The sequence below is a fragment of the Methylorubrum sp. POS3 genome (assembly GCF_043352485.1).
Taxonomy (GTDB): domain Bacteria; phylum Pseudomonadota; class Alphaproteobacteria; order Rhizobiales; family Beijerinckiaceae; genus Methylobacterium; species Methylobacterium suomiense.
The window spans coordinates 2,404,166-2,430,118 of the sequence record NZ_JAPRBT010000001.1 but is presented as its reverse complement, the minus strand read 5'-3'; the positions used below and the strand labels follow the sequence as shown (position 1 = coordinate 2,430,118).

Below are 25,953 nucleotides of genomic sequence, written 5' to 3'. Positions count from 1 at the left end.
CGCCCCTACCATTCCCATTCGGCGCCGACCCCCACCGCCGTCCGCCCATCGCTCCCGGCCTCGCCGTTGAGCTTGATCCGGCGGGTGACGTCGTAGTTGATCGTCGCGGCGGTGTCGGCGGGCTTGGCACCGGCCTTCACGCCGACGCTGATGCGGTCGTTGATGTAGCGCGAGGCGCCGACCGCCGGTCCGCCGCTCGCCCCCGTCGAGACATCGAGACTGTCGAGCCCCAGGCTCTTTCGGGCGGATTCGAACACGTCCGGCCCGCCCGCACCGCCGGAGAGCTGCGCCACGGCCTGGGCCAGCTGCAGAGCCTGGAACGGAGAGAGTCCGCCCGCCGCCTTCTTGAACAGGATGCGCGAGAGCACCTCGTCCTGAGGCAGGCTCGGATCCGAGGAGAGGGCGAAGACCGGCTGTGAGGCCGGGCCGTTCACCGCCACGCGGGCGGTGACGTCGCCGGCCTTGGTCTCGGCGATGAAGTCCAGATCGGGTTGCGCGAGATCGCCCGCAAAGGTGATCCGGCCGCGAGTGAAGTCGAGCCGCTGGCCGATCAGGCTCAGGCGTCCGCGACGCATCTCGAAATCGCCGTCGGCGCGCGGAGCGCGGGAGGAGCCGATGACGCGCAGTTCGCCGCCGAGTTCGGCGTCGATGCCGCGTCCGCGGACGAAGATGCGGTTCGGCGCATTCACGGTCACGTCCAGGCTGGCATCGAAGGGCGCGGTCGTCTTCTTGCGGCTGAGGGCCGCGATCTGTGCCTTGCGCTCGCCGCGCTGCGCGAGGCGCTCACGCACCGCCGGCGGGGTGTTGACGTGCCGGATGCCGGGCAGAGGCTGCACGGTGGCGGGAAGGCGATCGGGCACGGACACGTCGATCGAGACGACGTCGACCCGTCCCGAAATCTTCGGTGTCCGGGCGAGCGGGCCGGACAGCGCGAGGTTGAGGCTCGTCACCGCCGTCATCAGGGGGCTCGACACCAGTTCGGCCCGGTCCGCCGTGATCCGGAGCGCGCCGGGGAAGCCGGAGGCGGGCTCGACCGCGACCCGGCCGTCGATGGCGATGCGCCCGCCATTGCGGGTGGCGGCGGTGAGCCGCTCGATCTGGATCGCGTCGCCGCGACCGGTGAGGCGGCCCTGGATGTCGGTGAGGCGGATGCCGTTCAGCGGATCGGTCAGGCTGCCGCCCGACAAGGTCGCCGAACCCTCGACACGGGGCGCCGCGAGGGAGCCGGTGACGCCCGCATCCAAGGCCACACGGCCAGCCACGCGCTGGCCGCCGGTGCTGAGAAGAGAATTCGCGAGGGCAGCGTCGAGGGTGCCGCGCGCCTTCAGATTGAGTGCGCCGCCCGCCTCCACGGGGATCGCGCCGGCCACGGTGACCTCGGCGCCACGGCCGGCGGAGATGCGCCCGTCGATGCTGGCAGCGCCGTCGGACAGCGTCCCGCTCGCCCGCGCATCGATCGGTGGCAGGCCGGCCCTGCGGGTCTCCGGCGTCACGAGCTTCGCGACGCTGAGAGCGTAGCGGCCCTCGGGGCGGGAAGCGGTGCCCTGCAGATCCGCCTCACCGTCCACCGTGCCGGACAAGGCTAGGCTCGGGGAGGCGATGCGGGCGAGCGCGAGTGGAAGGGCGCGAATGCCGATCTTGAGATCGAGGGATTCGCCGGCCCGTCCCTGGACACTGACCCGGCCGGAGCCGGCGGCGATCACGAGATTCTCGATCAGCGCCGAGCCGTCGTCGAGGGTGATCGCGGCGGGACCGGCCAAAGCAAGGCGGTCGCTGCCGCGCTGGGCCGAGAAGCGGACGATCTCGACGCGGGTGCGCTCCGCCGGAATAAGTCGGGCCGCTCCGTCGAGGGCGAAGCCGCGGGCCTGGGCGGTGAGGACGAGGTCGCTTGCCTGGCTCGTGCCGGTGGCGGTGAGCCGCACCGTGTCGATCGTCTGCCCAGCGGCGACGACCCGGTCGAGGCTCGCCCGGCCGTCGAGGGCGGGATGCGCCCGCAGATCGCGTCCGACCAGATCGGCATCGAGCTTCGCGAGGCCGAAACGGTCGTAGCGGAGATGCGCGCCGGTCGCCCGGATCGTGGCGTCCTGCCTTCCGCCATCGCGGGTCAGCGTCACCGCGGCATCGAGCGACCCGCCCATCTGCCCGAGCGCCACCGCCGAGAGATCGGCGAGGTCGCCCGCTCGGACGGTCAGGGCGCCCTCACTGAGCAGGGAGTGGGGATCCACCACCGCGCGGCCGTCGATGGCCACCGAGCCGAGGGCGAAGGCAAGACGGTCGAGGGCGTAATCGGTCTTCGAGGGGCGCGCGACATGCGCGTCGGCCTTGAGCGCCTTGCCGGCGACATCGCCGGTGAGACGCAGGGTGCCGTCGAGGGCGCCGGTCAGATCGGAGAGCGTCGCGTCGAGCCGGAGGTCCCGGATCGGCTTTCCGTCCGCGCGGGCATCGGGGGCACGGAGCGCGGCGGTGAGGTCGGGTCTCCGCAGCGAGCCGGTGAGACGGGCATCGGCACTCGCGGCGCCGGCCAAACGCTCGTCGAAGGCCGAGAGGTCTTTGAGGTCGAGGCGGCCGGTCACGTCGGCGCTTCGCGCGGTCGCCTGCCCCTGGAGCGTGGCGACGAGTTCTGCGCCCTCGAACAGCAGGCGGTCGAAGCCGTATCCGTCGTAGGTCTGAAAGACACGGCCCCTGAGTGTGGGCGTCCGTCCGACCAGGCGGTCCGCAATCTCGTGGCCGAGCACCAAGCCACCGCCGCGCAGGTCGAGATCGGCAGCGAGCGCCTTGCGGGCCGGATCGCCGCTCACCGTCGCCTTCGCCTCGAGATGCCCGGCCAGCGTCCGGCCGGCGACGCCGGAGAAGGCACCGATATCGGCAAGCGCCGCCTGCAGCGTGCCCGCCAGCGTGTTCTGCCCGACCTTGCCGGCATAGGAGAGGCGAGCGGTGTCGGCGTCGAGGGTGAGGTCGGCGACATCCACGACCCCGTCCGATCCCGCATCCGCCCGCAGCGTGAGCTTCGCCCGCTCGCCGATGGCCCGGCGCAGAGCCGGATCGGCCAGGGAGAGCCCCTCCATGGTGCCGTCGGCGCGGATCGCGAAGCGACGGGCCGCGGCGGTGCCGTTCGGCTCGACGGAGAGCAGGGCCTCGATGCGGTCGAGGGACGACGCGCTGGTACGCAGGCCCGATGCCTTCAGGGCCCCCTTCACCTGCGGCGCGGCGAGCGGCCCCTTCAGGCTGCCGTCGAAGATCAGCGTCCGCAACTCGGTCTCGGCCGCCTTGGTCACGCCGTCCTCGGTCGGCAATGCCCGGGCCTCGACGCGAAAATCGGCCACGCGGTCGGCGCCGAGACTGCCCCCGATGCCGAGGCGGGCGGTACGCGAGGTCAGATCCAGCCGGTCGATGCGGAAGGCGCCGGAATCGGAGAACGCCATGCCGCCGTCGAGCTTGGTCGTCCCGGAGAAGATCGCGGCCAGGGGGCCCGGCACGAGGCCCTCGATCCGTGAGGCGAGGTCGAGGCTCAGCCGCCGATCCGTGCCGATGCGCGAAAGCCGGGCTCCGCCCTTGGCACCGATGTCGGGGCCGGCGTCGAAGTCGAGCCTTGCATTGAAGGCGTCGAGCGTGCCGCGCCCTTCGAGGTTGAAGACGATGGGCGGCGTTCCGGGAAGGTTCGCAGCCTTGGACAAGAGCCCGCCTTCGGGTTCCGTCAGCGCCGCCTTCACTTCCAGCTTCTCGCCCTTCGGCACGAACAGAAGCCGGGCATCGAACAGGCCGGCGGCGTCGAGGCGCCGGGCCACCACGGCGAGGTCGAGGCCCTCGGACGGGTTGCCGAGCTTGACCTTGCCATCGGCCGAGAGCCGCGCGGGCTGCCCGGCGATGCCCTCGCCGAGAAGCAGTTCGGCGAGTTTGAACGCTTTGATCTCCACCTTGACCGGGAGATCGGGCAGCAGGGAGCCGTCCGGCGGCTCGGCCTCGGCGGGCGGCGGACCGGACACCGGCTTGCGCAGGATTTCGAGCCGGCCAATTTCGAGGCTGTCCACTTCCAGCCGTCCCGACAGGAGGGCGAGGCGGCGCCATGCGAGGCGTGCGCGGTCGAGCTTCATCCAGGGGCCGTCGGCATCGCTGATGACGACATCGCGGATGGTCGCATCCGAGGACAGAGCGCCATCGACGGCGCCGATCGAGACCTGGGAAGCGTCGCTCGACAGGGCCTTCGAGAGGATGCCGCCCAGGACGGTTTTCTCACCGTCGGCAGCGCTCAGGAAACCGGTTGGCGTCAGAGCGGCGGCAAGGAGCAGGATCAGCGCGGCGAGTGCCGCGAAGGCTCCTCGTTCCTTTCCGCCGAGGCTTCTGCTCAAGCCGCGGGCACCCTCCCCCGCAGATTGGGAAGAGTTCTGGCCGCATGCCCTGCCAAGAAATCCCATTCAGAAGGCCTGTCCGAGACTGATGTACAGGGCGACCGGACGCTCGTGGTATCCCTTGATCCGGTCGAGCGGGAAGGCGACGTCCACGCGGATCGGGCCGATGCCGGTATAGTACCGGAGCCCGAGGCCGACCGCCTTGCGGATACGCTCATCAAAATCCGGCAGGGTCGAGGCGAAGGCGGTCCCGGCATCGAAGAACGGGACGATGCCGATGGTATCGGTCACCTTGATGCGCGCTTCGATCGAGGCTTCCAACAGGCTGCGCCCGCCGATCGGCAGGTTGAACGGTCCGCGCGGCCCCAGGGTGCGGAAGGCGAAGCCGCGCACCGAGCCGCCGCCGCCCGCGAAGAAGCGGAAATTGTCGGGGATCTCGTCGAGGCGGGCGCCGGAGACCGAGCCGAAGCCGAGCCGTCCGGCCAGGATGTAATTCGCGTCCTCGTCGAGCGCGTAATAGGTCGAGCCCTGCGCCTTCGCAACGAAGATGCCCGGATCCGAGCCGAGGAAGCCTGGATAGGGCGCGGCCGAGGCTTGGAAGCGGAAACCCTGCGTCGGGTCGAGCAAGTTGTCGGTCGAATCGTAGGTGACCGAGACCGGCACGCCGATGAGCCGGTAATTCACGGTGCCGAGCGCGTCCTTCGAGCGGCCCACCTGCCCGTCGACCCCGATCTGCGCCGAGAACGTGTCGGAGAAGCGATGGCGGACGGCCACCGAGGCGCCCGCCGCGTCGACGAAATAGCTCTGCTGGACTTCGCGCGTTACGAAGGCATTGGCGAGCAGATCGTTGCGGCTGCCCCAGAGCGCCGGCTTGACGAACGTCGCCGAGAGGCGCCCGCCCAGGCCCGTGGTGTCGATGCCGGCCGCCTTGCGCTGCTGGGCGAACGGATCGTAGCCGAGGCCGAGATAATAGATATCGGCGTCGAGCCTCAGGGTCTCCGCGCCGCCGAAGAGGTTGCGGTTGGCGTAATAGGCGCGGATTCCCGGCCCATCGACGGTGGAGTAGCGGGCCGAGACCCCGATGAGATTCCGCTCGCGCTCGCTGACCTCGACGAAGATCGGCAGATTGCCCTGTGCGTCGAGAGTTTCGCCTTCACGCACGCGGATTGCGCCGAGCCCCTCAATGCGAGCCACCGAACGCCGGATGTCGGCCACGGCCTTCGGCGAGTAGGGATCGCCCGGCTCAGTATAGATGAAGGAGCGGATGACGGAGGGGTCGATCCCCTCCGGCGCGCTCACGGCCACCTCGCCGAGGCCCGCCTTCGGTCCCGGATCGATGGTGAAGGTCACGTCCATGACGTGGGCGGCGTCGTCCACCACCGGATCGCGGGAGACCGCTTTGGCGAAGGGATGGCCCAGCGCCCGGAAGCGGTCGACGATCCTGGCCTCGCGGGCCAGAACGGTGGCCGAGCGAGCCGGCACGTCGTCGCCGGGGCGAACGAAGCGCTCGGGCAGCAGTTCGGCCGGGAAGGGCCGCCCCCGTGGGTCGAGGGCGCGCACGGATCGTACGGTGTAGGCGGGGCCGAGGTCGACAGCGATCTTGACTGGCACCAATGCTCGGGCGCGCGAGCCCTCCGCGGCGCGGGCGGCGGCGGCCAGGGAGGCATCGCCCGTCACCGGGACGCCGTCGATCCGGATCGAGACGGTGCCCTGATAATAGCCGTATCCGGACAGGACGTCTGTCAGCCGCCGCAGGTCCGCTTCGGCCCGACGCACCAAGCCTTCCCCATCCGGCGGGGCTTCCTGGCGCAGACGGTACAGGGTCGAGGTGTCCTGCAGGGCGGTCAGGACATCGGAATCGTCGGTCCCGGTGATGCGCACGCTGTAGGGCAGTGCAGACGGTGTCGGTGTGGGCGGCTCCTCTTCCGAGCCGAACAGCCCGAACAGGTCGAACGCGGCGGCGGGCTGCGGCAAGCCTGCCGCCATCACGGCCGAGAGGAAGACGCCACCGATGACGGGTGAACGCAGCGAGCCATACTTCCGGACGGTCATACGATCGGGCGGGTCCGTGCTCACTGGCCGAAGGCGATGCCTCCATTCAAGCATCGAAGGGTAAACTACCTGTCGATGCCAGCCAGGGCTACCCGGTCACGCCGACCGTGCCGCTGCCTCAAGCAATGGTGAGTGCGCGGTCGACCTTGTCCCCTACTCGTCGTCCTCGATCAGGGTGATCTGGGGCGGCAGCGGCAGGGTGATCGTGCAGCGCAATCCGTTCCGCTCGTAGGCGAGGTCGGTCTCGGCCTTCAGCTCGTAGCGCAGGCTTCGCTCCAGCACCTCCGAACCGAACCCGCGCCGCGGCGGCTCCGCCGACAGGTTCTCCAGGCCGGTCTCGGTCCACACGAAGGTCAGACGCCCGCCCGGTGCGGGTGGAACCACCGACCATGAGATGGCGATGCGCCCCTGGGGCAGCATCAGGGCACCGTGCTCGATGGCGTTGACGGTCAACTCGTGGATCGCCAGCGCGACGATCTCGGCGGCACCGGCGCGTAGGCGCAGGTTAGGCCCGGAGATGACGACCTGATCGCCCTCGCGGGCCAGATGCGCCTGCAACTCGTCGGCAATCAACGTGTGCAGGGCCACGCCTTCGGCCACGCTTCGCATCAGCGCTCCGAGGACGCGGGCAATGGCGTCGAGCCGTCCATCGAGATGGGCCGCATAGGTCTCGACGCTGTCCGAGGTCTCGGCCGAGCGCCGGATGATGGCGCGCAGCATCGCCAAGGTGTTGCGCACCTGATGGCGCTGCTCGGCGGGCAGCCCCTTCTCGTCGAGAAAACGGCGCAGACGCCGGTTCTCGGCCTCGAGTTCCGCGATGCGGGCCTCAGGAGTGTCGTGATTCATCGCTTTGCCATCCACCTCGCCCGCATGTGGCTGGCGCTCCACCGCTGTTTCAATTGTCGCCGATTGCCGATGCGGACCTGTCGCGCTCGAAATGCAGGTAGGATGGATCGAAAAGGGATGCAGAGCACAGGGCCGGAAAATCCGGGATCGTGAGCTGGCGTCCGCGCAGGCGGATCAATCCGGCGGCCCGCAATTCCTTCAGGGTGCGATTGATATGCACGGTCGAGAGACCCATCGCATCGCCGAGATCGGCCTGAGTGATCGGGAACTCGCAGCTCGTGCCGTTGGTCAGGCCGACGGCGTCGAGCCGCATGAACAGCTCGCAGAACAGATGTCCGAGCCGCTCCGTCGCAAGACGCTGCCCAAGGCTGACGGTCCACTCGCGCTGGATTGCGGCCGAGACAAGCATCTCCCACCAGAAAGCCTCCTCGATCTTGCGGCTCTCCGCAGTGATCTCGCGGATCGACGGTTCCGATACCTCGGCGATCAGGCAGGATGTCAAAGTCCCCAACGAATGATCCATGTTCTTCAAGACGAAGACATGCGGATCGCACATGTCTCCGGGCAAGAAGATCGAGATCACCTGTCGCCGACCGTCCTCCAATTGCTTGTAACGGCAAGCCCAGCCTTCGAGAATCAAATTCACGTGTCGAGGCTGATCGCCATCGCGCACCACGTCCTCACGTGGGCCTAATCGGCGCGTGTTCTGAACGACACGATCCAGCGCCTGCCTTTCCTCCGAGGAAAGACGGACGAAATTCTCCAGCTTGCGGACGAGAGGATTGACCACGGAGCTTCCTTACGAATTCGCGGCAACCTAGCCGTCAACGGAGCCGTGGAAATTCAACAAAGTTAAATCGCAAGAGTTGCAAGACACGACCGCGCGATTGCACGGACCATTGGTCGCTGGACGAGTCTAGTCGCCCAGTCGTGGTGTCTCATGGTTACGAAGGACAGAAAGGTTTGGTGGGGGAAGTAGGACTCGAACCTACGAAGCTTACGCAGCGGATTTACAGTCCGCCCCCTTTGCCGCTCGGGACATTCCCCCAAACCGCTGTCACCGCGGGCCAGAGACTGGCGCTCCGCAGCGGGCGTCGTCCTTATGGTGAGGCGGCGGGCGGGTGTCAACCGATCCTTCGCGGCTTGCGTCCGTCATTCACGTCTCGCTCGCCCACATCCATAAAACGGCACGCCGGGGCGCCACGTTTCGTGCGGCCCCGAGAGAGCCGTCAGCCGCTGGGCGCGAGATCGCAGATCCGCAGCTGCGCCCGCTCGGCGCCGCGCCACCGGTCGCAGGACAGGGTACCGGCCGCGTGGAACGTCCGGCCGATGCCGCCGAGGAGGGCGATCCCGACAGGACCCTGCGCGGCCCGGAACGCAATGGCGCCGAGCGTCTGGCCGTCGCCGCTGGCGAAGCGCGCGCGGACATGGCCGTTGCCGACGATCGCCGCATCGACGAGGCGGTGACGTGGCAAGGCCATCATCGGTTCGGGCGCCCCTTGTCCGAACGGCCCCGCTCTCTGGATCGACCGGACGAGTTCGGCGGTGGCACCGCCCGCGCTCACCGTTCCGTCGATCAGAAGCGCCTCCGCTGCGCGGGCGCGGGCGACGGATTCGGACAATGCCCGGTCGAGCCCGGCGCCGAACGCTTCGAGTCGGTCCGGAGCTAGGGTCACGCCTGCCGCCATGGCATGTCCGCCGCCCTTGAGGGCGAGGCCGTCCTCGACCGCCGCGCGCACCGCCGCCCCGAGATCGGCGCCGGCCACCGATCGGCCCGACCCGACCGCCGTTCCGTCCGACTTGATCGCGAAGGCGAAGGCCGGACGACCGAAGCGCTCCTTGAGCCGAGCGGCGATCAACCCGACGATGCCGGGATGCCATTCGGGCGATGCGGCGATCAGCACCGGCCGATCGGGATCGGCGGAAAGGCGACGGTCCATGTCGGCCTCGGCCTCGGCGACGGCCTGGGCCTCGATCGCCTGACGCTCGCGGTTGAGCCGATCGAGCTCGGCGGCGATGCCCCGCGCTTCGAGGGGATCCGCGGTGGTGAGCAGGCGAGCACCGAGCCCGGAATCGCCGATGCGGCCCCCGGCATTGATGCGCGGTCCGAGCAGGAAGCCGAGATGCCACGCCTCCGGCGGTTCGGTGAGCCCCGCCGCATCGAGCAACGCCGCGAGGCCCGGGCGGCCGCGTCCGCGCATCACCGCGAGCCCCTGGACGACGAAGGCCCGGTTGAGGCCGATCAGGGGCACCACGTCGGCGACGGTGGCGAGCGCCACGAGATCGAGGGAATCGGTGAGCCGTGGCCCCTCACCGGCACCGAAGGCGCCCTCCCCCCGCAGCCGGCGCGCTAGGGCCACCAGCGTCATGAACACCACGCCGGCCGCGCAGAGATGGCCGAGTCCCGAGAGGTCGTCGAGGCGGTTCGGGTTCACCACCGCCCGCGCCGGCGGCAACGACTCGGGCGCGCCGTGATGGTCGAGGACGAGCACGTCGAGGCCGAGCTCCGCTGCCGCCGCCAGCGGCTCGTGGCCGGCGGTGCCGCAATCGACGCAAACGAGCAGCTTCGCCCCCTCCGCCGCGAGCGTTGTCACCGCGCCGATATTCGGGCCGTAGCCCTCGGTCAGCCGATCCGGAATGTGGATGCGCACCGGAACGTCGAGGGCGCGGAGATATTCGGCGAGCAGCGCCGCGCTCGCTGCCCCATCCACGTCGTAATCGCCGAAGATCGCCACCGGCTCGCGCTTGCTCACGGCGCGAGCCAGCCGCTCTACCGCCGCCTCCATGGCGATCAGGACGGACGGGTCCGGCATCAAGTCGCGCAGACGGGGCGAGAGATAGGCTTGCGCCTCCGCCGGTCGGACGCCGCGCCCAGCAAGGACCCGGGCGAGGAGATCCGGGAGGCCGTATCCCTGCGTCATGCTCGTGGCGAAGGCCTGGAGGCCGGGATCGGCGCAGCGTTCGCGCCAGGGGCGCCCCAAAACGGAGGCCGCCACGTCGAGGACGTTCTTTTCGGTGGGGATGAGATTTGAGGCGAGCACGGAGCGGAGCATAGCCGCTTCGCTCGCTTCTGGCTGCGCCCCGGAAACGACAACGGGGCGGGCGATCGTCTCGCCCGCCCCGCCGATGTCGTCCGCTCGTCGCGTCGCTCAGAGGTTCTTGAGGACCGAGTCCACGACCTTCTTGGCGTCGCCGAACAGCATCATGGTGTTGTCGCGGAAGAACACCTCGTTCTCCACGCCCGCGTAGCCCGAGCCCATGCCGCGCTTGATGAAGAGGACCGTCTTGGCCTTCTCCACGTCGAGGATCGGCATGCCGTAGATCGGCGAGGCCTTGTCGGTCTTGGCGGCCGGGTTGGTGACGTCGTTGGCGCCGATCACGAAGGCGACGTCCGCCTGCGGGAACTCGCCGTTGATGTCCTCCAACTCGAACACCTCGTCATAGGGGACGTTGGCCTCGGCCAGCAGCACGTTCATGTGGCCCGGCATGCGGCCCGCGACCGGGTGGATCGCGTACTTGACGTCCACGCCTTCCTTCTTGAGCAGGTCGGCCATCTCGCGGAGCGAATGCTGCGCCTGGGCGACCGCCATGCCGTAGCCGGGGACGATGATGACACGCTCGGCGTTCTTCATGATGTAGGCCGCGTCGTCCGGCGAGCCCTGCTTCACGGGGCGCGTCTCGACCTGGCCGCCACCCGCCGCCGCCGCGGCATCACCGCCGAAGCCGCCGAGGATGACCGAGATGAACGAGCGGTTCATCGCCTTACACATGATGTAGGACAGGATCGCACCCGACGAGCCGACCAGCGAGCCGGTGATGATGAGCGCGAGGTTGCCCAGGGTGAAGCCGATGCCGGCCGCCGCCCAGCCCGAGTAGGAGTTGAGCATCGACACGACGACGGGCATGTCGGCCCCGCCGATCGGGATGATGAGCAGACCGCCGAGCGCGAACGACAGCAGCACGATGAGCCAGAAGATCAGCTTGCTCTCGTTGCCGATGAAGATCGCGATCAGCACCACCAGTGCGATGCCCAGGCCGATATTGATGGCATGCCGCTGCGGCAGCATGATCGGCTTGCCCGACATGCGTCCGTCGAGCTTGGCGAAGGCGATGACCGACCCGGTGAAGGTGATCGCGCCGATCGCCGCGCCCAGCGCCATCTCGAACAGCGACTGCTTGTGGATGTGGCCGTTCTCGAGGATGCCGACCGCCTGGGGGGCGTAGAGGGTCGCCGCCGCGCCCGCCACGGCGGCGAGGCCGACGAGCGAGTGGAAGGCCGCGACCAGCTGCGGCATCGCCGTCATCGGCACGCGCTTGGCGATCACCGCGCCGGCGCCACCGCCGATGCCGAGACCGAGCAACACCAGGATCCAGGCGCCGAAGCCCGCCGGCGGATGGCCGATGAGCGTGGTGAGCACGGCCAGCGCCATGCCGATCATGCCGTACAGGTTGCCCTGCCGCGACGTGGTGGGATGCGAGAGCCCCCGCAGCGCCATGATGAACAGGACGCCGGCGACGATGTAGAGAAGGGAAGAGACGTTTTCCGACATCGCCTCAGGCCTTCTTCTTGTACATGCCGAGCATGCGCTGCGTGACGAGGAAGCCGCCGAAGATGTTCACGGAGGCGAGCACGATACCGATGAAGCCGAAGAAGCGGGCCCAGCCGGTGCCCTTCTCGATGAGCGGCACGCCGGCGGCGAGCAGCGCGCCGACGATGATGACCGACGAGATCGCGTTGGTCACCGACATCAGCGGCGTATGGAGCGCGGGCGTCACCGACCAGACGACGTAGTAGCCGACGAAGATCGCAAGCACGAAGATCGCGAGCTGGAACACGGTGGGATCGACCGCGCCGTGGGTGGCGGCGGAGATGCCGTGCGCCAGGGAGTCGGCGATGGACTGGGCCTGAGCGGCGTTCTGTTGGGCCACTTCAGCCGCGGTGCGCGCGGCGGCCGCCGCGGCCTGGGCCTGCTCCGCGGCAGGGAGGGGTACGTTAGCCATGTCTGGATCCTCCGCGATCGTCAGGCTTTGGGCTGGAAGTTCGGGTGAACCACCTGACCGTCGCGGGTGAGGTTGGTCGCCTTGACGAGTTCATCGTCCCACTTGATCGCCAGCGCCTTCGACTCCTTGTCGACCAGGGTCTCGACGAAGGCATAGAGGTTGCGGGCGTAAAGGCTGGAGGCCGTGGCCGCGAGGCGGCCCGCCACGTTGGTATGACCGACGATCTTCACGCCATTGCCGACGGTGACGATCTCACCGGCCTTGGCGCCCGCGACATTGCCGCCGCGCTCGACCGCGAGATCGACCAGCACCGAGCCGGGCTTCATCGAGGCGACCATCTCCTCGGAGACGAGCTTCGGTGCCGGCCGGCCCGGGATGAGGGCCGTGGTGATGACGATGTCCTGCTTGGCGATGTGGCCCTTGACCAGTTCGGCCTGCTTCTTCTGATACTCGGCCGACATCTCCTTGGCGTAGCCGCCGGAGGTCTCGGCCGACTTGAACTCCTCGTCCTCGACGGCGACGAACTTGGCGCCGAGGGACTCGACCTGCTCCTTGGTGGCGGGACGCACGTCGGTGGCGGTCACGACGGCACCCATGCGCCGCGCGGTGGCGATGGCCTGAAGGCCCGCCACGCCGACGCCCATGATGAAGATGCGCGCGGCGGGCACGGTGCCGGCGGCGGTCATCATCATCGGCAGGGAGCGGCCGTACTCGGCGGCGCCATCGACCACGGCCCGGTAGCCGGCGAGGTTCGCCTGGGAGGAGAGGACGTCCATCACCTGCGCGCGGGTGATGCGGGGCATCAGCTCCATGGAGAAGGCGTTCACGCCCGCATCGGCCATGGCCTTCAGCTCGTCTTCGCGGCCGTAGGGATCCATGATGGCGATGACGGTCGCGCCCTTGGGCGTCTTGCCGAGTTCCTCGGCATTCGGTCGGCGGACCTTGAGGACGAGGTCGGCGCCGGACAGGGCCTCCTCGGCGGAGGACGCGATCTTCGCGCCGGCCGCCTCGTATTCGGCATCGGGAACGCCGGCCTTCTGGCCTGCCCCCGATTGAACCACGACCTCGCCGCCAAGGCCGACGAATTTTTTGACCGTTTCAGGGACGGTGGCGACCCGCGGTTCCGCGGGATCCGTCTCCGTCAAGACGGCGATGCGCATTCGGTTGCTCCCGTTCTTACAGCCGCCCATTCGGCGTGCCGGTATCCGAGCTATGTGGACGGCTAGATTGTCATGCGGCAAGACCGGCCCGTTTGACGGGCCGGTCTTTGCCGAAAACTCAGCTCAGAAAGAGGATGGCGAGGAGGACGAGGAAGAGGCCGGCCTGCGCCTTCCAGCCGATGGCTGGGACGAAAGCGCCGAGCGCGGCAAGACCCCAGGAGACCAGAACGCCGATGATCGCGGTGATCCACGCCTCGTGCACACCGCCGATCGCGAGCGCCGCCACCCAGCACAGAACGGTAACGGTACCGATCTCGACGAAGCGGACGAAGCCCCGATAGGTTTGCTCGTGGGTCTTCTCATCCATCGCCGGGCTGTAATTCAGGCCCGTGAGGGTCTTCGTGTCCGCCATTGCGCGCCCGTTCCCTGACTTCGTTTTGCTTGTCACGCGCGGATTTAGCGCAAGGCTTGGCGGGGAGCAATCAGCTTGACCGACTGGTTGATAATCGGATGACGGGTTTTCCGGTGAAGGTTCAGGCGGGGAGCGGCAATCCCGCCGCCATCAATGCCGTCTCCTGGCGCTCCGCGAGAGCATCGAGGGAAAACCGTTCGATTTCCGCTTCAAACAGTCGGTGGTAATTCAGTTCAGAGCGCAGGTGGAGGAACACCGCCCCGAGACCGACCGCCGCGCGGTCCATGAACACGAATTCTTGAGGGACCGTGACGGGACCACGCTCCTTCAGTGCCTGGTGAACCGAGAACGCCTCGCGTCGGCCATAGGCACCTGGCTCGATGCCGTCGGCGACGGTGCGGGTGCGATCCTCAAGGAGCGGCCCGTAGATGAAGCGCGCCCAGATATTGAGAATATCGACGGTCTCGCGGTCGAGCTTCTTGAACCCCCAGACTTCGTAGGCATGGACGATCCGGTCGCGGTCGTTTTCCAACAGGCCGCGATAGAGATCGACCACACCGCCGACGAAGCGCGGGTGGAAGATGCGCACGCAGCCGTAATCCAGCAGGTTGATGCCCTGCGGCTCCCCACCCTCGGAGAAGACGGTGTAATTGCCGAGATGCGGATCGCCGTGAATGACGGCGGCACGGCTGAACGGGTGCCACCAAGCCCTGAACATCGCCTGGGCGAGCCGGTTGCGGACTTCGATGGGTGATTGGGCGAAGGTCAGGATCTTCTCGCCGTCGAGCCATCCGAGCGTCAACAGGCGCTTGGTCGAGAGGTCCTTGTGCACCTGCGGCACACGGACCGAATCGATGTCCTTGAGGACATTGCCGTAGAGCGCGGCATGCTTGGCCTCGCGCTCGTAATCGAGTTCCTCGCGCACGCGGGCGCCGATCTCCTTGGCGATCTCCGTCGTATCGAGCCAGGAATTCATGCGGCGGTGGAGAGCGAAGGCGACCTGTAGCTGCTTGAGATCGGCCTCCACCGCCGACTGCATGTCCGGGTACTGGAGCTTGCAGGCGAGCGGCGCACCGTCGGGCGAGACGGCCCGATGGACTTGGCCCAGGGAGGCTGCCGCCGCCGGCTTGAGATCGAAGTGGGTGAAGCGGCTCTGCCAGTCGGCGCCGAGTTCGGCCATCATCCGCCGCTTGACGAAGGCGGCCCCCATGGGCGGCGCATCGGCCTGAAGCTTCTGCAGTTCGGCGGCATATTCGGGCGGGAGCAGGTCGGGCACGGTGGCGAGCAACTGCGCCACCTTCATGATCGGCCCCTTCAAGCCGCCGAGCGCCTGGGCCAGGGCGGCGGCGTTGCTCGGCGCGGCGCCGTCCTTGCCGCCGAACAGGCGGGCGGCGGCCATCCGGGCGGCCACGCCGCCGACATTGGCGCCGACGCTGGCGTAGCGGCTCGCGCGGGCGGAGAAGCGGTTGGCTTCGCGGTCGGTTTCGGCCATGGCCTGACGGATCGATCCTGATGAAGATGTGATCCGAAATAGGCGCGCGCCCTCCCCGCGCCCAGGGCGCTGGGACGGCGCGCCGCGGCACTTACCTTTGAGGTCAGTTGCTGCGAATTCGGCGGGGGCGGCCTGACCAGCCCGAGCGAAACCGTTCGCCCATTGCGTTGCACCCTCCCCGCGTCTTCCGCTCGGGCAGGGCGCCCCGGTCGGTGTCCATCGCTTTTTCGGCGACCTCAAGACCCTTCACGAAGGCTGGATCGTGCGACGAGAGGTTTAAGGTGCCGTCGATATTCACCGCCGAGTACAGCGATGCGCCCTGATCCAGCTTAGGCCTGCCGAAAAGGTCGTTCGGAAGGATGAGGCCGAGAGCATCGCCAACGCTTGAATTTTTGGCCCTCACGACGTTGGCTCCGTGCATGTTCGATCAACCAGAACATGCACGGAGTTGCCTTCTTTTAAGAGCGACTATGCGTCCTCCATCGCCTCAAGCTCAGCGATCATTCCCTCGATCATCCCGAGCCCGATCTGCCAGAAGCCGGGGTCGCGCGCATCCAGCCCGAACGGCTTCAGGAGTTCGCCGTACGGCTTCGAGCCGCCCGCCGAGAGAAGGGCGAAGTAGCGCTCGACGAAACCGGATTCGGCGCGGGCGTAGACGCCGTAGAGCGAGTTCACGAGGCAGTCGCCGAAAGCGTAGGCGTAGACGTAGAACGGCGAATGGATGAAGTGCGGGATGTAGGCCCAGAACGGCTCGTAGCCCTTGTCGAGGGTGATCGCCGGCCCGAGGCTCTCGGCCTGCACCGACATCCACAGGGCGTTGATCTCGTCGGCGGTCAGCTCCCCCTTCGTGCGGGCGAGATGCACCTTCCGCTCGAACGAGTAGAATGCGATCTGACGCACCACCGTGTTGATCATGTCCTCGACCTTGGCCGCGAGCATCGCGCGGCGCTGGGTCGGGTCGGTGGTCTCGGCCAGGAGCTTGCGGAAGGTCAGCATCTCGCCGAACACGCTCGCGGTTTCGGCGAGCGTCAGCGGCGTCGGCGCCATCAGGGCACCGTTGGGAGCCGCCAGCACCTGATGGACGCCGTGGCCGAGCTCGTGCGCCAGCGTCATCACGTCCCGCGGTTTCCCCTGGTAATTGACCAGCACGTAGGGATGGGCTGAGGGCACAGTCGGGTGGGCGAAGGCGCCCGGTGCCTTGCCCGGTCGGGTCGGCGCATCGATCCATCCGCCGTCGAAGAATCGCTTGGCGATCCCCGCCATGTCCGGTGAGAAGGCGTTGTAGGCGTCGAGGACGGTGTCGCGGGCCTCCGCCCAGGGAATTGTCCGCTGCTCGACCTTCGGCAGAGGCGCGTTCCGGTCCCAATAGGGCAGAGCCTCGACGCCGAACCACTTGGCCTTGAGCCGATAATAGCGGTGCGACAGGCGTGGATAAGCCGCGCGGACCGCCTCGACCATCGCGGCGACGACCTCCGGCTCGACGCGGTTCGAGAGGTGGCGTGCATCCGCCACGTCCTTGAAGCCGCGCCAGCGATCGGAGATCTCCTTGTCCTTGGCCAGTGTGTTGGTGATCAGCGCGAAGACGCGCAGGTTCGAGCGCAGGGTGTCGCCCAGGGCGAGGGCCGCCTCCTGGCGAACGGCGCCGTCGCGATCCTGAAGCTTGTTGAGGGTCGGCTCCAGGGTCAGCTGCTCGCCCTGAACCGAGAAGCGCAGCGAGGCGATGGTCTCGTTGAACAGCCGGTCCCAGGCGGCGTTCGAGGTGACCGACTTCTCGAGGAACAGCTTCTCGGTGCGATCATCGAGCTGGTAGGGTTTCTCCGCCCGGAGATCCTCGATCCAGGGGCGGTACTTGGCGAGCGCGCCTTGCGCCATGGCTCGATCCATGACCGCGTCCTCGACGCGGTTCAGCTCCAGCCCGAAGAACAGCAGATTGCCCGAGGCCGCGGTCAGCCGCTCGCGGGTGTCGCCGTAGAACTTGGCGCGGGTCTCGTCGGTCGTGTCGCCGGAATAGACGAGGCCGGCATAGGACATCAGCCGACCCATCAGATCCTCGATCTGTTCGAAGGCCGCAACCGCGCGTCCCAACTCCGACGAGGCGTCCGCGCTCAGCGCGATCTCGCCAATGCGACCGGAATAACGCTCCGCGAAGGTCTGTGCCTCGGCCTCGGCCCGCGCGAGGTCGTCACTGAAGGCCGGGGAATCGATGCCGGGATAGAGATCGCTTAGGTCCCATTCGGGCAGGGTGCCGAGATCCGCAGCCTGCGCCGCGCTGCGCAGGGCCGCGAGACCGTCCGGGATCCTCGCCATTTCCGGTGACAGGGCGGCGATGACGGCTCGGCTCGACATGATGTGCAGCTTCCTCGCGAAGAGACGGGTCAAGGCTCGGAAACCGGCCCGCGTTCCCGCCCCCTGATATCGAGCGGTCAAGGCCGCCGATCAACTCGGATCCGCCGCGCGGTCGCAACGGGCGACCCGGCACGAAAGGCGATCCCGGTCAGACTCCAAGCCCTTTTGCGCGGAAAGTGCCCGTGTCGTTAAGCGGCGCTTTACGCATCTGAGCGACCTTGTGCGCCGAAACGAAACAGCCCGCCCCACGCATGATCGGCCCCGCCCCGGCGGAAGCTGCGCGCGGACGGCCGGGGAAAAGCGGAAAGCGAGGCGCCCCGCATGTCCACCACCGTCCTGATCATCGACGACGATCCCGTTCAGCGCCGCCTCGCCGAGGCGATGGTGCGCCGCCTCGGCTTCGAGGCTCGGATCGCCGAGAACGGTCTCGACGGTCTCAACCTGCTGCGGGCGGGCGAAGGCATCGACGTGGTTCTCCTCGACCTCGTCATGCCCGGCGGCATGGATGGGCTGGCCGTCCTCGCCGAGATGCGGAAGAGCGGCATCGACACGCCGGTCATCGTCCAGACCTCGAACGGCTCCATCGACGCCGTCGTGAACGCCATGCGGGCCGGCGCCGTCGATTTCGTGGTCAAACCCGCCGGCGCCGAACGGCTGCAGGTTTCGATCAAGAACGCGCTCCGCGTCGATCAGCTCGAAGAGGAAGTGCGGCGGATGCGCCGCCGCGCCTCGGGATCGCTGGGTTTCAAGGATCTCGCCTCCAAGAGCCCGGACATGGATCGGGTGATCCGGCTCGCCGAGCGCTCGGCGAAGTCTAACATTCCCGTGCTGATCGAGGGCGAATCCGGTGTCGGCAAGGAGGTGCTGGCCCGGGCGATCCAGGGGTCGGGCGAGCGCCGCGGCAAGTCGTTCGTCACCGTGAATTGCGGCGCGATCCCCGACAATCTCGTGGAATCCACCCTGTTCGGCCACGAGAAGGGAGCCTTCACTGGCGCCACCGAGCGCCATGTCGGCAAGTTCGTCGAGGCATCGGGCGGCACCTTGTTCCTCGACGAGATCGGCGAGTTGCCCCTCGACGCGCAGGTGAAGCTCCTGCGCGCGCTTCAGGAAGGCGAAGTCGATCCCGTCGGCGGCAAGCGCGCGGTACGCGTCGATATCCGCCTGATCTCGGCGACGAACCGCTCGCTGCTCGACCTCGTCAAGCAGGGCAAGTTCCGCGAGGATCTCTATTACCGTCTCAACGTCTTCCCGATGACCCTGCCGCCCCTGCGAGCGCGCCGGGAGGACATTCCGGATCTCGTGCGCTCGTTCTGTGCCCGCTTCGCCGCGGAAGAAGGCAAGCGCCTGCGTGGCATCACTCCGGAGGCGATGGCGCTCCTGACCCGCTATCCGTGGCCGGGCAATGTCCGCCAGTTGGAGAACGCGTTGTTCCGTGCCGTGGTGCTCGCCGATGGCGACGAGTTGACCGTCGCCGAATTTCCCCAGATCGCCGCGCAGGTCGAAGGTTTCGACGTGCGCATCCCGCCGGCGCCGAATCAGTCGGCCCTGCCGGCCGGTGGCATGGAGCCGGTGCGCGAGATCGTGCGCGTCGAAGTGCGCGATCCTCACGCCATGTCCCTCGTGGTCGAGGACACCGGCGAGATGAAGACCATGGAAGCGATCGAGGCAGAGGCGATCCGCTTCGCCCTGCAATTCTACCGCGGCCGAATGTCCGAAGTGTCCCGCCGCCTCGGAATCGGCCGATCCACGCTCTATCGCAAGCTCAAGGAACTTGGGCTCGACGAGGACGAGCGCGCCGACGACGCAGCCTGATCGCGGTCGCCGCACGAATGACTTCGTTCCGTCTGCGTGCCGGGCGGAGCGTCTTCGACGATGGGCGGAAGGTGTTCGGGCCCGGAATGGACGCACAAAACTGGCAAAGTAGCCAGTGGTCCGCGTCGTGGCCGACGAGACAGCTGGGTCCTCGCCCAAAACAACGATCCGATACCGGGTGACCGTGCGGTTGCGCACGGTCAGGCTTGGAACGATGATCTTTAATGAAGGTTGCGGCAAACTCGGCCGTTTCCTGGGAGTTGCCGCCATGCACGCTGAAACCGGAGCCGGATCGAGCGTCCTGCGGACCCTGTCCGTCGCGTTCGCGGCCCTTCTCGCTCTGGCTCCGGCCGTGCGGGGCGAAGAGTTCGGCGCGGGCGACGCCACGATTCCCAGATCGGCCATCGAGAAAGCGGCGGTCGAGACGCCCGCCGATCCACCAGCCGTGACGAACCCGGCGGTGCCCGAGGCAGCTCCCGACCAGGGAACGCCCGCGCCGCCTTCGGTCCAGAGTTCCACGCCGCCGGACGCAGCGGCTCCCACTGCGGAAGCTCCAGCTGCCCCCGTGGCGCCGAGCGAGCCGTTGCCGGCCGCCGTCTTCGCTCGCCTCAACGATCCGGCTCCCCTGCTCCAACGGCTGACGGGCAAGGACCGGGAGGCCATGCAGGCCTTCTACGCCCTCGGCAATTTCAAGCCGGCCTGGGTCGAGAACGACAGCTTCACCGCGGCGGCCAACGCCGCCATCGGGCGCTTGCGCGCCGCAGAGGAGGATGGGCTCGATCCGAACGCCTACCCCGTGCCGGTACTGGGTAAGCTCAGCCGTCCCGATACCGATGCGGAGATCGCCGATGCCGACCTGAAACTCTCGGCGGCGATCGCCCTCTATGCCCGCGACGCCCGGGGCGGGCGCGTCAATCCCGCCTCGATCTCGAAGCTCGTCACGCCGAGCCTCGATCTGCCGACCGCCGACGCGACCCTGGCTCGCGTCGCCGGCGCCGGACCGAAGGCGGGTGAGATCCTGCAGGGCTACAATCCGCATCAGCCCGGTTATCTCGCACTCAAGGCGCGACTCGCCTCCCTGCGGGCAGGCCGCCCGCAGGGGACGCCGACCGTGCGATTGCCGGCGGGGCCTGTACTCAAGCTCGGCATGAGCGATCCGCGGGTGCCGCTGCTGCGCAGCCGGTTCGGTCTGGGGAGCGGCCCGACCGGGATGGGCGACACAGCCGCCGGTGAGACCGGAAAGCCGGCCGATGCCTACGACCGGGCGGTGGCGGACGCCGTCGCTAGCTTCCAGCGTAGCCGGGGTCTGCCCGCCAATGGTACGCTCACCCGCGCTACCGTCGCGGCCCTCGCCGATTCCAGTGTTCCCAAAAGCAGCGGTAGCGAGGCGGACCTCATCGTCAACATGGAGCGGTGGCGCTGGCTGCCCTCCGAACTCGGCTCGGACTACGTCTTCGTCAACGTGCCGGAGTTCAAGCTGCGGGTCTTCCGCAACGGCAGCCTGAAGGACGAGACGCGCGTCATCGTCGGCAAGCCCGAGAGCCCGACCCCGACCTTTTCGGGGTTGATGGAATACGCCGTCGTCAATCCGTCCTGGTACGTGCCGCCTTCGATCCTCAAGCAGATGCTGGCCTCCGGCCGCACCGCCGGGTTCGAGGTGGTCCGCCGGGGCGGTCAGATCTCGCTGCGCCAGCCGCCGGGTGAGCGCAACGCGCTCGGCTTCATCAAGTTCATGTTCCCGAACCAGCACGCGGTCTACCTGCACGACACGCCGAACCGGTCGCTGTTCTCGGCCTCGACCCGGGCCTTCAGCCATGGCTGCGTGCGTGTGGACGATCCCTTCCGCTTTGCCGACGCGGTGCTGCCCGACTGGACCGAGGAGCGGTTGAAGAAGCTGATCGGCAAGGGCGAGCGCACCCTTCGCCTGCCGGCGAAGCTCCCGGTGCACCTCGCCTATTTCACCGCCACCGTGGACGAGTTCGGGTCCTACCGTACCCTCACCGACCTGTATGGCTATGATGGTCCGATGAAGGTCGCCCTCGGCCTCGCCCCGCGCTCCGAGGCGGTGGCGCGTGCCCCGTCGGGCTCGGCCAAGCAGGTCACGGCCTCACGCGCCGCTCCGGTCGCCCACGATGTGCATCGTCCGGCTCCGCGCCCCGCGCCCGCGCCGCGTCAGGCCGTGCGGACGGAGCCCCGCCGCAACGTGGACATGTTCGGTGAGCCCTGGCCGCCCGAGCCGGTGCGCCGCGAATCCCGTAGCTTTTGGTAGACCGGCTTCATCGATTTTGGAGCTGCGCGTCCATCTCGTTCCTGACATGCCGTTGGTCTGGGCCGGAGGCGTGTCAGGATGAACCGCGCCCGGATCGAGCACGCTGAACTCCACCGTCCTCGCAATTCACAACGGTTTCGGCGTTCAGGTGCGCCGACGCTCTTGCGCGGCACGTTTCCGCCACGGTTGGCCCCCAGCATCGCCATGGTTGCCCCCTACCCGTCCTTCGGATGGTCGGTATGCGGCCCAACAGGCGGGCCTGTGAGACCTGCCCGGCGGAGGTGAGGACAATGCTGCAGATCCTTCTGCGGAACCGCGTGCCTGCCCCCTCTCCGGTCTCCGGCCGGCGGCGCCTCGTCACGGTCCTGGCTTCGGTCGCCGCGGTCCTGCTCGCCGGTACCGGCGGCACGCAGGACGCGGTCGCCAATGGCGACACCCGCCAGATTTCGATGGTCCATGAGCATACCGGCGAGAGCGTCACGGTCGTGTTCAAGCGTGACGGACGCTACGACCGATCCGCCCTCGATCAGCTCAACTGGCTCCTGCGCGACTGGCGCGAGAACGAAGCTACCAAGATGGATCCGCGTCTGTTCGACGTGATCTGGGAGGCGCAGCGCTCCATCGGATCGACAGCGCCCTTGCGCATCGTCTGCGGCTATCGCAGCTCGAAGACCAACGGGATGCTGCGCCGCCGCTCCTCCGGCGTCGCCGAGACCAGCCAGCACATGGCCGGCAAGGCCATCGATTTCTTCCTTCCCGATGCCAGCATCGACCAGATCCGCGCCGCCGGGATGCGGCTGCAGCGCGGCGGCGTCGGCTGGTATCCCCGGTCCGGTTCACCCTTCGTCCATCTCGATGTCGGCTCGGTGCGGTCCTGGCCACGGATGACGAGCGATCAGCTCGCCCGCCTGTTCCCCGACGGCAAGACCGTTCACCTCCCGGCCGATGGTAAGCCCCTGGCCCGCTACGAAGAGGCGCGCGCCGAGATCCTGGCCCGCGGCGGCACCGTGCTCGGCCAGACGATGGTCGCGAGCGCCGAGGAGATGGATGACGGTCCCGGCGTGAAGGGCTTCTTCGCCTCGCTGTTCGGCGGCGGCGCGAGCCCGTCGTCGACGACAACCGTCGCCAGCGCGCCGGCTCCGGCCAAGGGGCGGACGAAATCCAGCGTCGTGGTGGCGAGCGCCGATCCGTCCGACGGTACCGGCGCAGCCCAGGCCGCGACGCAAGCGACCGGCCAAGCGCTCGCCTATGCCGCTCCGAACGCCTCGGAAGCGTTGCGCAACGCGACCCTCAAGCAGGGTACGCCATCGGCAAAGGAACTTCTGACCGGGATGGCCGTGCCCGCCGGATCGATCGTCGCACCGTTGCCGCCGCGCCGTCCTACGGAACTCATCGCCGTGGCGGGACTGCACAACGTGCCGCTGCCGCCGCGCCGCCCGGTCCAACTCGCCTCGCTCGACGGTTCCGGGCTCGCCGGAATGGCCAATGTGGCCGTCGTGGAGGCAGCCGCCGAGCGCGAGACCGCCGAGCCCCCCGTCCCGCTGGTCCCGGCGGATGCCGACCCGCGCGAGCAGGTCCGCAGCCTGTTCGTGGCCACGGCGCAGGCTGTCGCGCGTCCGAGCGCGCCGGTGCGGGTCGCCCAGGTGCGTTTGATGCCCGATGCCACGCCTCCCGGGGCCTTCTGGATCTCGGCAGCCGTGTCCGCCGCTCGTGTCAGCGAGCAGACGATGCCCGCGATAGCCCTGCCCCGCTGAGGCGCGGCGCCGCGCTCAATCCTTCCCGCGCACGAACGTCACGATGCTGCGGGTCTCGCCCTTGTCGGCCCAGTTGGGCATGACCCGCCAGGGGGTCAGCACCCGCAGCCGCTCGCCGTCGAGAGAAAACATGCGGGTCTGCTCGGTGCCCACCCATTTCGGGTCCCAGGCCACGTCGAGCTTCGCCGTCCATTGGTCGCCTTCCGTGCGGAACGTGCCGCTATAGGAGACCAGGGTGCCCAAGAGGTCGGCGCGCTGCGCGTCGGTCTCGGCGGGCTTGCGGCCCTCGCCGGTCAACACGAAGAAAACCCGGTTTTCTGGGGTGAAATAGGCGTAGCCCGTGGGCCGCTCGCCCATCACCGGCATCTTGGTCCCGTCGGTGCGAACCTCGACCTCATAGGAGACGAGTTTCCACAATCCGGTCAGCCGCGGATCGGAGTCCGCCCGGGCTGCGAGCGGCGCGGCACCGGCGGCGAGGACGAGAAGGGTGGCGTAACGGCCCGATGTGCTCATGAGACAACCCCGTCCGGTGTGCGAAGCGCAGGTTAACACCGGGCGGGGCGGTTCGATGCGTCCGAACCGAAGGGTTCGACGGCTTCCGTCAACAGCCGAAGCGCGTCGCGACAGCGTGGGACCACGCCGCCGGCCGAAGGGACGTCGCGCTGGAAACGCGCGTGAGAGCCGAACGACTGGGCGACGCGCCTACGCCATGCCCAGCGCCTGGAGGTAGAGTTCGAGGATCGCCTCCTCTTCCTGGCGCTCGTCGTGGTCGCGCTTGCGCAGGGAGATGATCTTGCGCAGCACCTTCACGTCGAAGCCGTTGGCCTTGGCCTCGGCATAGACGTCCTTGATGTCGCCCGCGATGCCGGCCTTCTCCTCTTCGAGGCGTTCGATGCGCTCGATGATGCTCTTGAGCTGGTCGGCGGCGACCGAGGACGGGTCGACGGCGGGGGCAGGCGATGCGGCCATGGCGGCGCTCCTTCGTGCGGTGGCGGGCCGACCCCCACGGGCCGGCGCGCCGGATCGTCCGGGGGTAGCCCATCAACCTTACTCAGCGGTTGATGCCGCCTTCCTTGGCCGGGGCGCGGGTCGCCGGCAACCGCGTCGATCGCCCGCCGAAGGTCGCCCGGTGACGCCGTTCAGTGGCCTTTGGCCTGTGCCGTGTCGAAGCGGGCCTGCTGATCGGAGCTCGCCTCCGTCTGGTGCTGCCGCTTCCATTCCTCGTAGGGCATCCCGTAGACGTGCTCGCGGCTCTGATCCTTCGTGACGCCGAGGCCGCGCTCGTCGGCGGCGTCCTTGAGCCAGTTCGACAGGCAGTTCCGGCAGAAGCCGGCGAGGTTCATCAGGTCGATGTTCTGCACGTCGGTGCGGTTGCGCAGGTGCGACACGAGCCGACGGAACACCGCCGCCTCCAGTTCGGTCTGCGTGGCGGGATCGATGTCGTTCATCGGGGAGCATCCTGTCGGTGGGACTGTCGCCCTCAGGTCGTTCCCCGGCGGCGAGCCGTCAAGCCGGCGGCTTCAGCATCGGCCGGAGCAGCGCCGCGAAGCGCTGTGCCCATTCCTCCTGGCCCTCCGGCCCGCCGATCAGATCTTGGCGGATCTCGATCAGGGCGTTGGGCAGGCCGCGGGCGGTGGCGTGGCGGTCGATCGTGTCGCCCGGAAGGCCCCCGCCATAGGGCTGGTTGTCGCCGACGCAGAGACCGGCCGGATCGCGGATCAGGGCGTCGATGATCGGGCGGGCCATGCGGTCGTCGCGGTCGTAGAGAACGCCGACCTGCCACGGGCGGGCGATGGTGCGCCAGAACGGGGTGAAGCTGTGCATGGTCAGGATCATCGGCGGCGAGCCTTCGGCTTCGGCCCGGGCCACGCCGGCATCCACCGCCCGATCGAACGGCGCGTAGAAGCGACGGATCCGCTCGGCGATGCCCGCGGCATCGATGCGGGCGTTGCCCGGTACGATCGCCCCGTCCGACAGCCGCATCACCAAAGTCGGATCGCGTCGCCCCCGGTTCGGATCGATGATGAGGCGGGAAAAGCGCGTCAGCACGGCCGGCACGCCGAGCAGGGCCGCCAACCGGCGCGTCACCGCCGCCGCGCCGATGTCGTAGGCGATGTGGCGGGAAAATTCCCGCTCCGGCACGCCGAGGCGGTCGAGGTCGTCCGGCACGTGGTTGGAGGCGTGCTCGCACAGGATAAGCAAGCCGCGCCCCGGATCGCCCGCGATGGTCTCGACGGGTTCCTCGGGGCGAAGCGTGGTCGCGGGATCGGGACTGAACATGGCGTCTATCTGGGCAGGCCGGGCTTCTTCGACAGGGCCGACGGCCGAGCGGACGCCGCCATGCGGGATCGGTGCCGGAGCCGGTCCGGTCCGGCGACCGCCCCTACAAAAAGAATGCGGCGCCCTGCGAAAGTTTTGTGAAACGGCGGAGACTTGCCGTGCCGCCGGGGCTCGGGCAAGCAC

19 protein-coding genes and 1 tRNA gene are annotated in these 25,953 nt (G+C 68.4%); 3 read left to right on the top strand and 17 right to left on the bottom strand.

Annotated elements, in window-relative coordinates:
* Positions 1–5: 5 nt before the first annotated feature.
* The 13 genes from OWC43_RS11410 to OWC43_RS11350 all read right to left on the bottom strand — a co-directional run bounded on the left by OWC43_RS11410 (position 6) and on the right by OWC43_RS11350 (position 17,655).
* The gene (locus OWC43_RS11410) at positions 6–4,412 is read right to left on the bottom strand and encodes a translocation/assembly module TamB domain-containing protein (RefSeq protein WP_393956772.1); all 4,407 of its coding nucleotides are present in this window, start codon (positions 4,410–4,412) and stop codon (positions 6–8) included.
* Complete coding sequence (locus tag OWC43_RS11405) at positions 4,413–6,398, bottom strand: autotransporter assembly complex family protein (protein ID WP_393956771.1); 1,986 nt, start codon at positions 6,396–6,398, stop codon at positions 4,413–4,415.
* A 153-nt stretch (positions 6,399–6,551) separates the two neighbouring features.
* Positions 6,552–7,244: an HWE histidine kinase domain-containing protein gene (locus tag OWC43_RS11400; protein ID WP_393956770.1), complete on the bottom strand. Its 693-nt coding sequence runs from the start codon at positions 7,242–7,244 to the stop codon at positions 6,552–6,554.
* 49 nt (positions 7,245–7,293) lie between these two features.
* Positions 7,294–8,034 carry a Crp/Fnr family transcriptional regulator gene (locus tag OWC43_RS11395; RefSeq protein WP_393956769.1) on the bottom strand — a complete coding sequence of 247 codons (741 nt, stop codon included), beginning with the start codon at positions 8,032–8,034 and terminating at the stop codon, positions 7,294–7,296.
* Positions 8,035–8,208: 174 nt separating this feature from the next.
* A tRNA-Tyr gene (locus tag OWC43_RS11390) sits at positions 8,209–8,292 on the bottom strand.
* 181 nt (positions 8,293–8,473) lie between these two features.
* On the bottom strand, positions 8,474–10,297 hold the full coding sequence (gene recJ / locus OWC43_RS11385; RefSeq protein WP_393956768.1) for a single-stranded-DNA-specific exonuclease RecJ: 1,824 nt from the start codon (positions 10,295–10,297) through the stop codon (positions 8,474–8,476).
* A 96-nt stretch (positions 10,298–10,393) separates the two neighbouring features.
* Positions 10,394–11,794, bottom strand: coding sequence for an NAD(P)(+) transhydrogenase (Re/Si-specific) subunit beta (locus OWC43_RS11380; protein WP_137827217.1), 1,401 nt, complete (start codon positions 11,792–11,794; stop codon positions 10,394–10,396).
* 4 nt (positions 11,795–11,798) lie between these two features.
* A complete protein-coding gene (locus OWC43_RS11375) occupies positions 11,799–12,245 on the bottom strand; it encodes a proton-translocating transhydrogenase family protein (RefSeq protein ID WP_137827218.1) in 447 nt (148 codons plus the stop codon).
* Positions 12,246–12,265: 20 nt separating this feature from the next.
* Positions 12,266–13,405 (bottom strand): Re/Si-specific NAD(P)(+) transhydrogenase subunit alpha, encoded by a 1,140-nt coding sequence (locus OWC43_RS11370; protein ID WP_137827219.1) that lies wholly within the window; start codon positions 13,403–13,405, stop codon positions 12,266–12,268.
* Positions 13,406–13,523: 118 nt separating this feature from the next.
* Positions 13,524–13,817 carry an aa3-type cytochrome c oxidase subunit IV gene (locus OWC43_RS11365; protein WP_137827220.1) on the bottom strand — a complete coding sequence of 98 codons (294 nt, stop codon included), beginning with the start codon at positions 13,815–13,817 and terminating at the stop codon, positions 13,524–13,526.
* Between the two features lie 121 nt (positions 13,818–13,938).
* Complete coding sequence (locus OWC43_RS11360; protein WP_393956767.1) at positions 13,939–15,309, bottom strand: ABC1 kinase family protein; 1,371 nt, start codon at positions 15,307–15,309, stop codon at positions 13,939–13,941.
* A 103-nt stretch (positions 15,310–15,412) separates the two neighbouring features.
* Complete coding sequence (locus OWC43_RS11355) at positions 15,413–15,730, bottom strand: hypothetical protein (protein ID WP_393956766.1); 318 nt, start codon at positions 15,728–15,730, stop codon at positions 15,413–15,415.
* Positions 15,731–15,777: 47 nt separating this feature from the next.
* Positions 15,778–17,655 carry a M3 family oligoendopeptidase gene (locus OWC43_RS11350; protein WP_393956765.1) on the bottom strand — a complete coding sequence of 626 codons (1,878 nt, stop codon included), beginning with the start codon at positions 17,653–17,655 and terminating at the stop codon, positions 15,778–15,780.
* A gap of 321 nt (positions 17,656–17,976) precedes the next feature.
* On the opposite strand from OWC43_RS11350, the gene OWC43_RS11345 reads away from it, so the two are divergent.
* The 3 genes from OWC43_RS11345 to OWC43_RS11335 all read left to right on the top strand — a co-directional run bounded on the left by OWC43_RS11345 (position 17,977) and on the right by OWC43_RS11335 (position 23,490).
* Positions 17,977–19,467 (top strand): sigma-54-dependent transcriptional regulator, encoded by a 1,491-nt coding sequence (locus tag OWC43_RS11345; protein ID WP_393956764.1) that lies wholly within the window; start codon positions 17,977–17,979, stop codon positions 19,465–19,467.
* A 268-nt stretch (positions 19,468–19,735) separates the two neighbouring features.
* On the top strand, positions 19,736–21,736 hold the full coding sequence (locus OWC43_RS11340; RefSeq protein ID WP_393956763.1) for a L,D-transpeptidase family protein: 2,001 nt from the start codon (positions 19,736–19,738) through the stop codon (positions 21,734–21,736).
* A 290-nt stretch (positions 21,737–22,026) separates the two neighbouring features.
* Positions 22,027–23,490, top strand: coding sequence for a DUF882 domain-containing protein (locus OWC43_RS11335; RefSeq protein ID WP_393956762.1), 1,464 nt, complete (start codon positions 22,027–22,029; stop codon positions 23,488–23,490).
* Positions 23,491–23,505: 15 nt separating this feature from the next.
* On the opposite strand, the gene OWC43_RS11330 is transcribed toward OWC43_RS11335, so the two are convergent.
* The 4 genes from OWC43_RS11330 to OWC43_RS11315 form a co-directional block, all read right to left on the bottom strand.
* A complete protein-coding gene (locus OWC43_RS11330) occupies positions 23,506–24,003 on the bottom strand; it encodes a lipocalin-like domain-containing protein (protein WP_393956761.1) in 498 nt (165 codons plus the stop codon).
* A 189-nt stretch (positions 24,004–24,192) separates the two neighbouring features.
* A complete protein-coding gene (locus tag OWC43_RS11325) occupies positions 24,193–24,459 on the bottom strand; it encodes a DUF2312 domain-containing protein (RefSeq protein WP_003601858.1) in 267 nt (88 codons plus the stop codon).
* A 170-nt stretch (positions 24,460–24,629) separates the two neighbouring features.
* Positions 24,630–24,938, bottom strand: coding sequence for a DUF1244 domain-containing protein (locus tag OWC43_RS11320; protein ID WP_137827228.1), 309 nt, complete (start codon positions 24,936–24,938; stop codon positions 24,630–24,632).
* Positions 24,939–24,996: 58 nt separating this feature from the next.
* Positions 24,997–25,770, bottom strand: coding sequence for an N-formylglutamate amidohydrolase (locus tag OWC43_RS11315; protein WP_393956760.1), 774 nt, complete (start codon positions 25,768–25,770; stop codon positions 24,997–24,999).
* Positions 25,771–25,953: the final 183 nt, after the last annotated feature.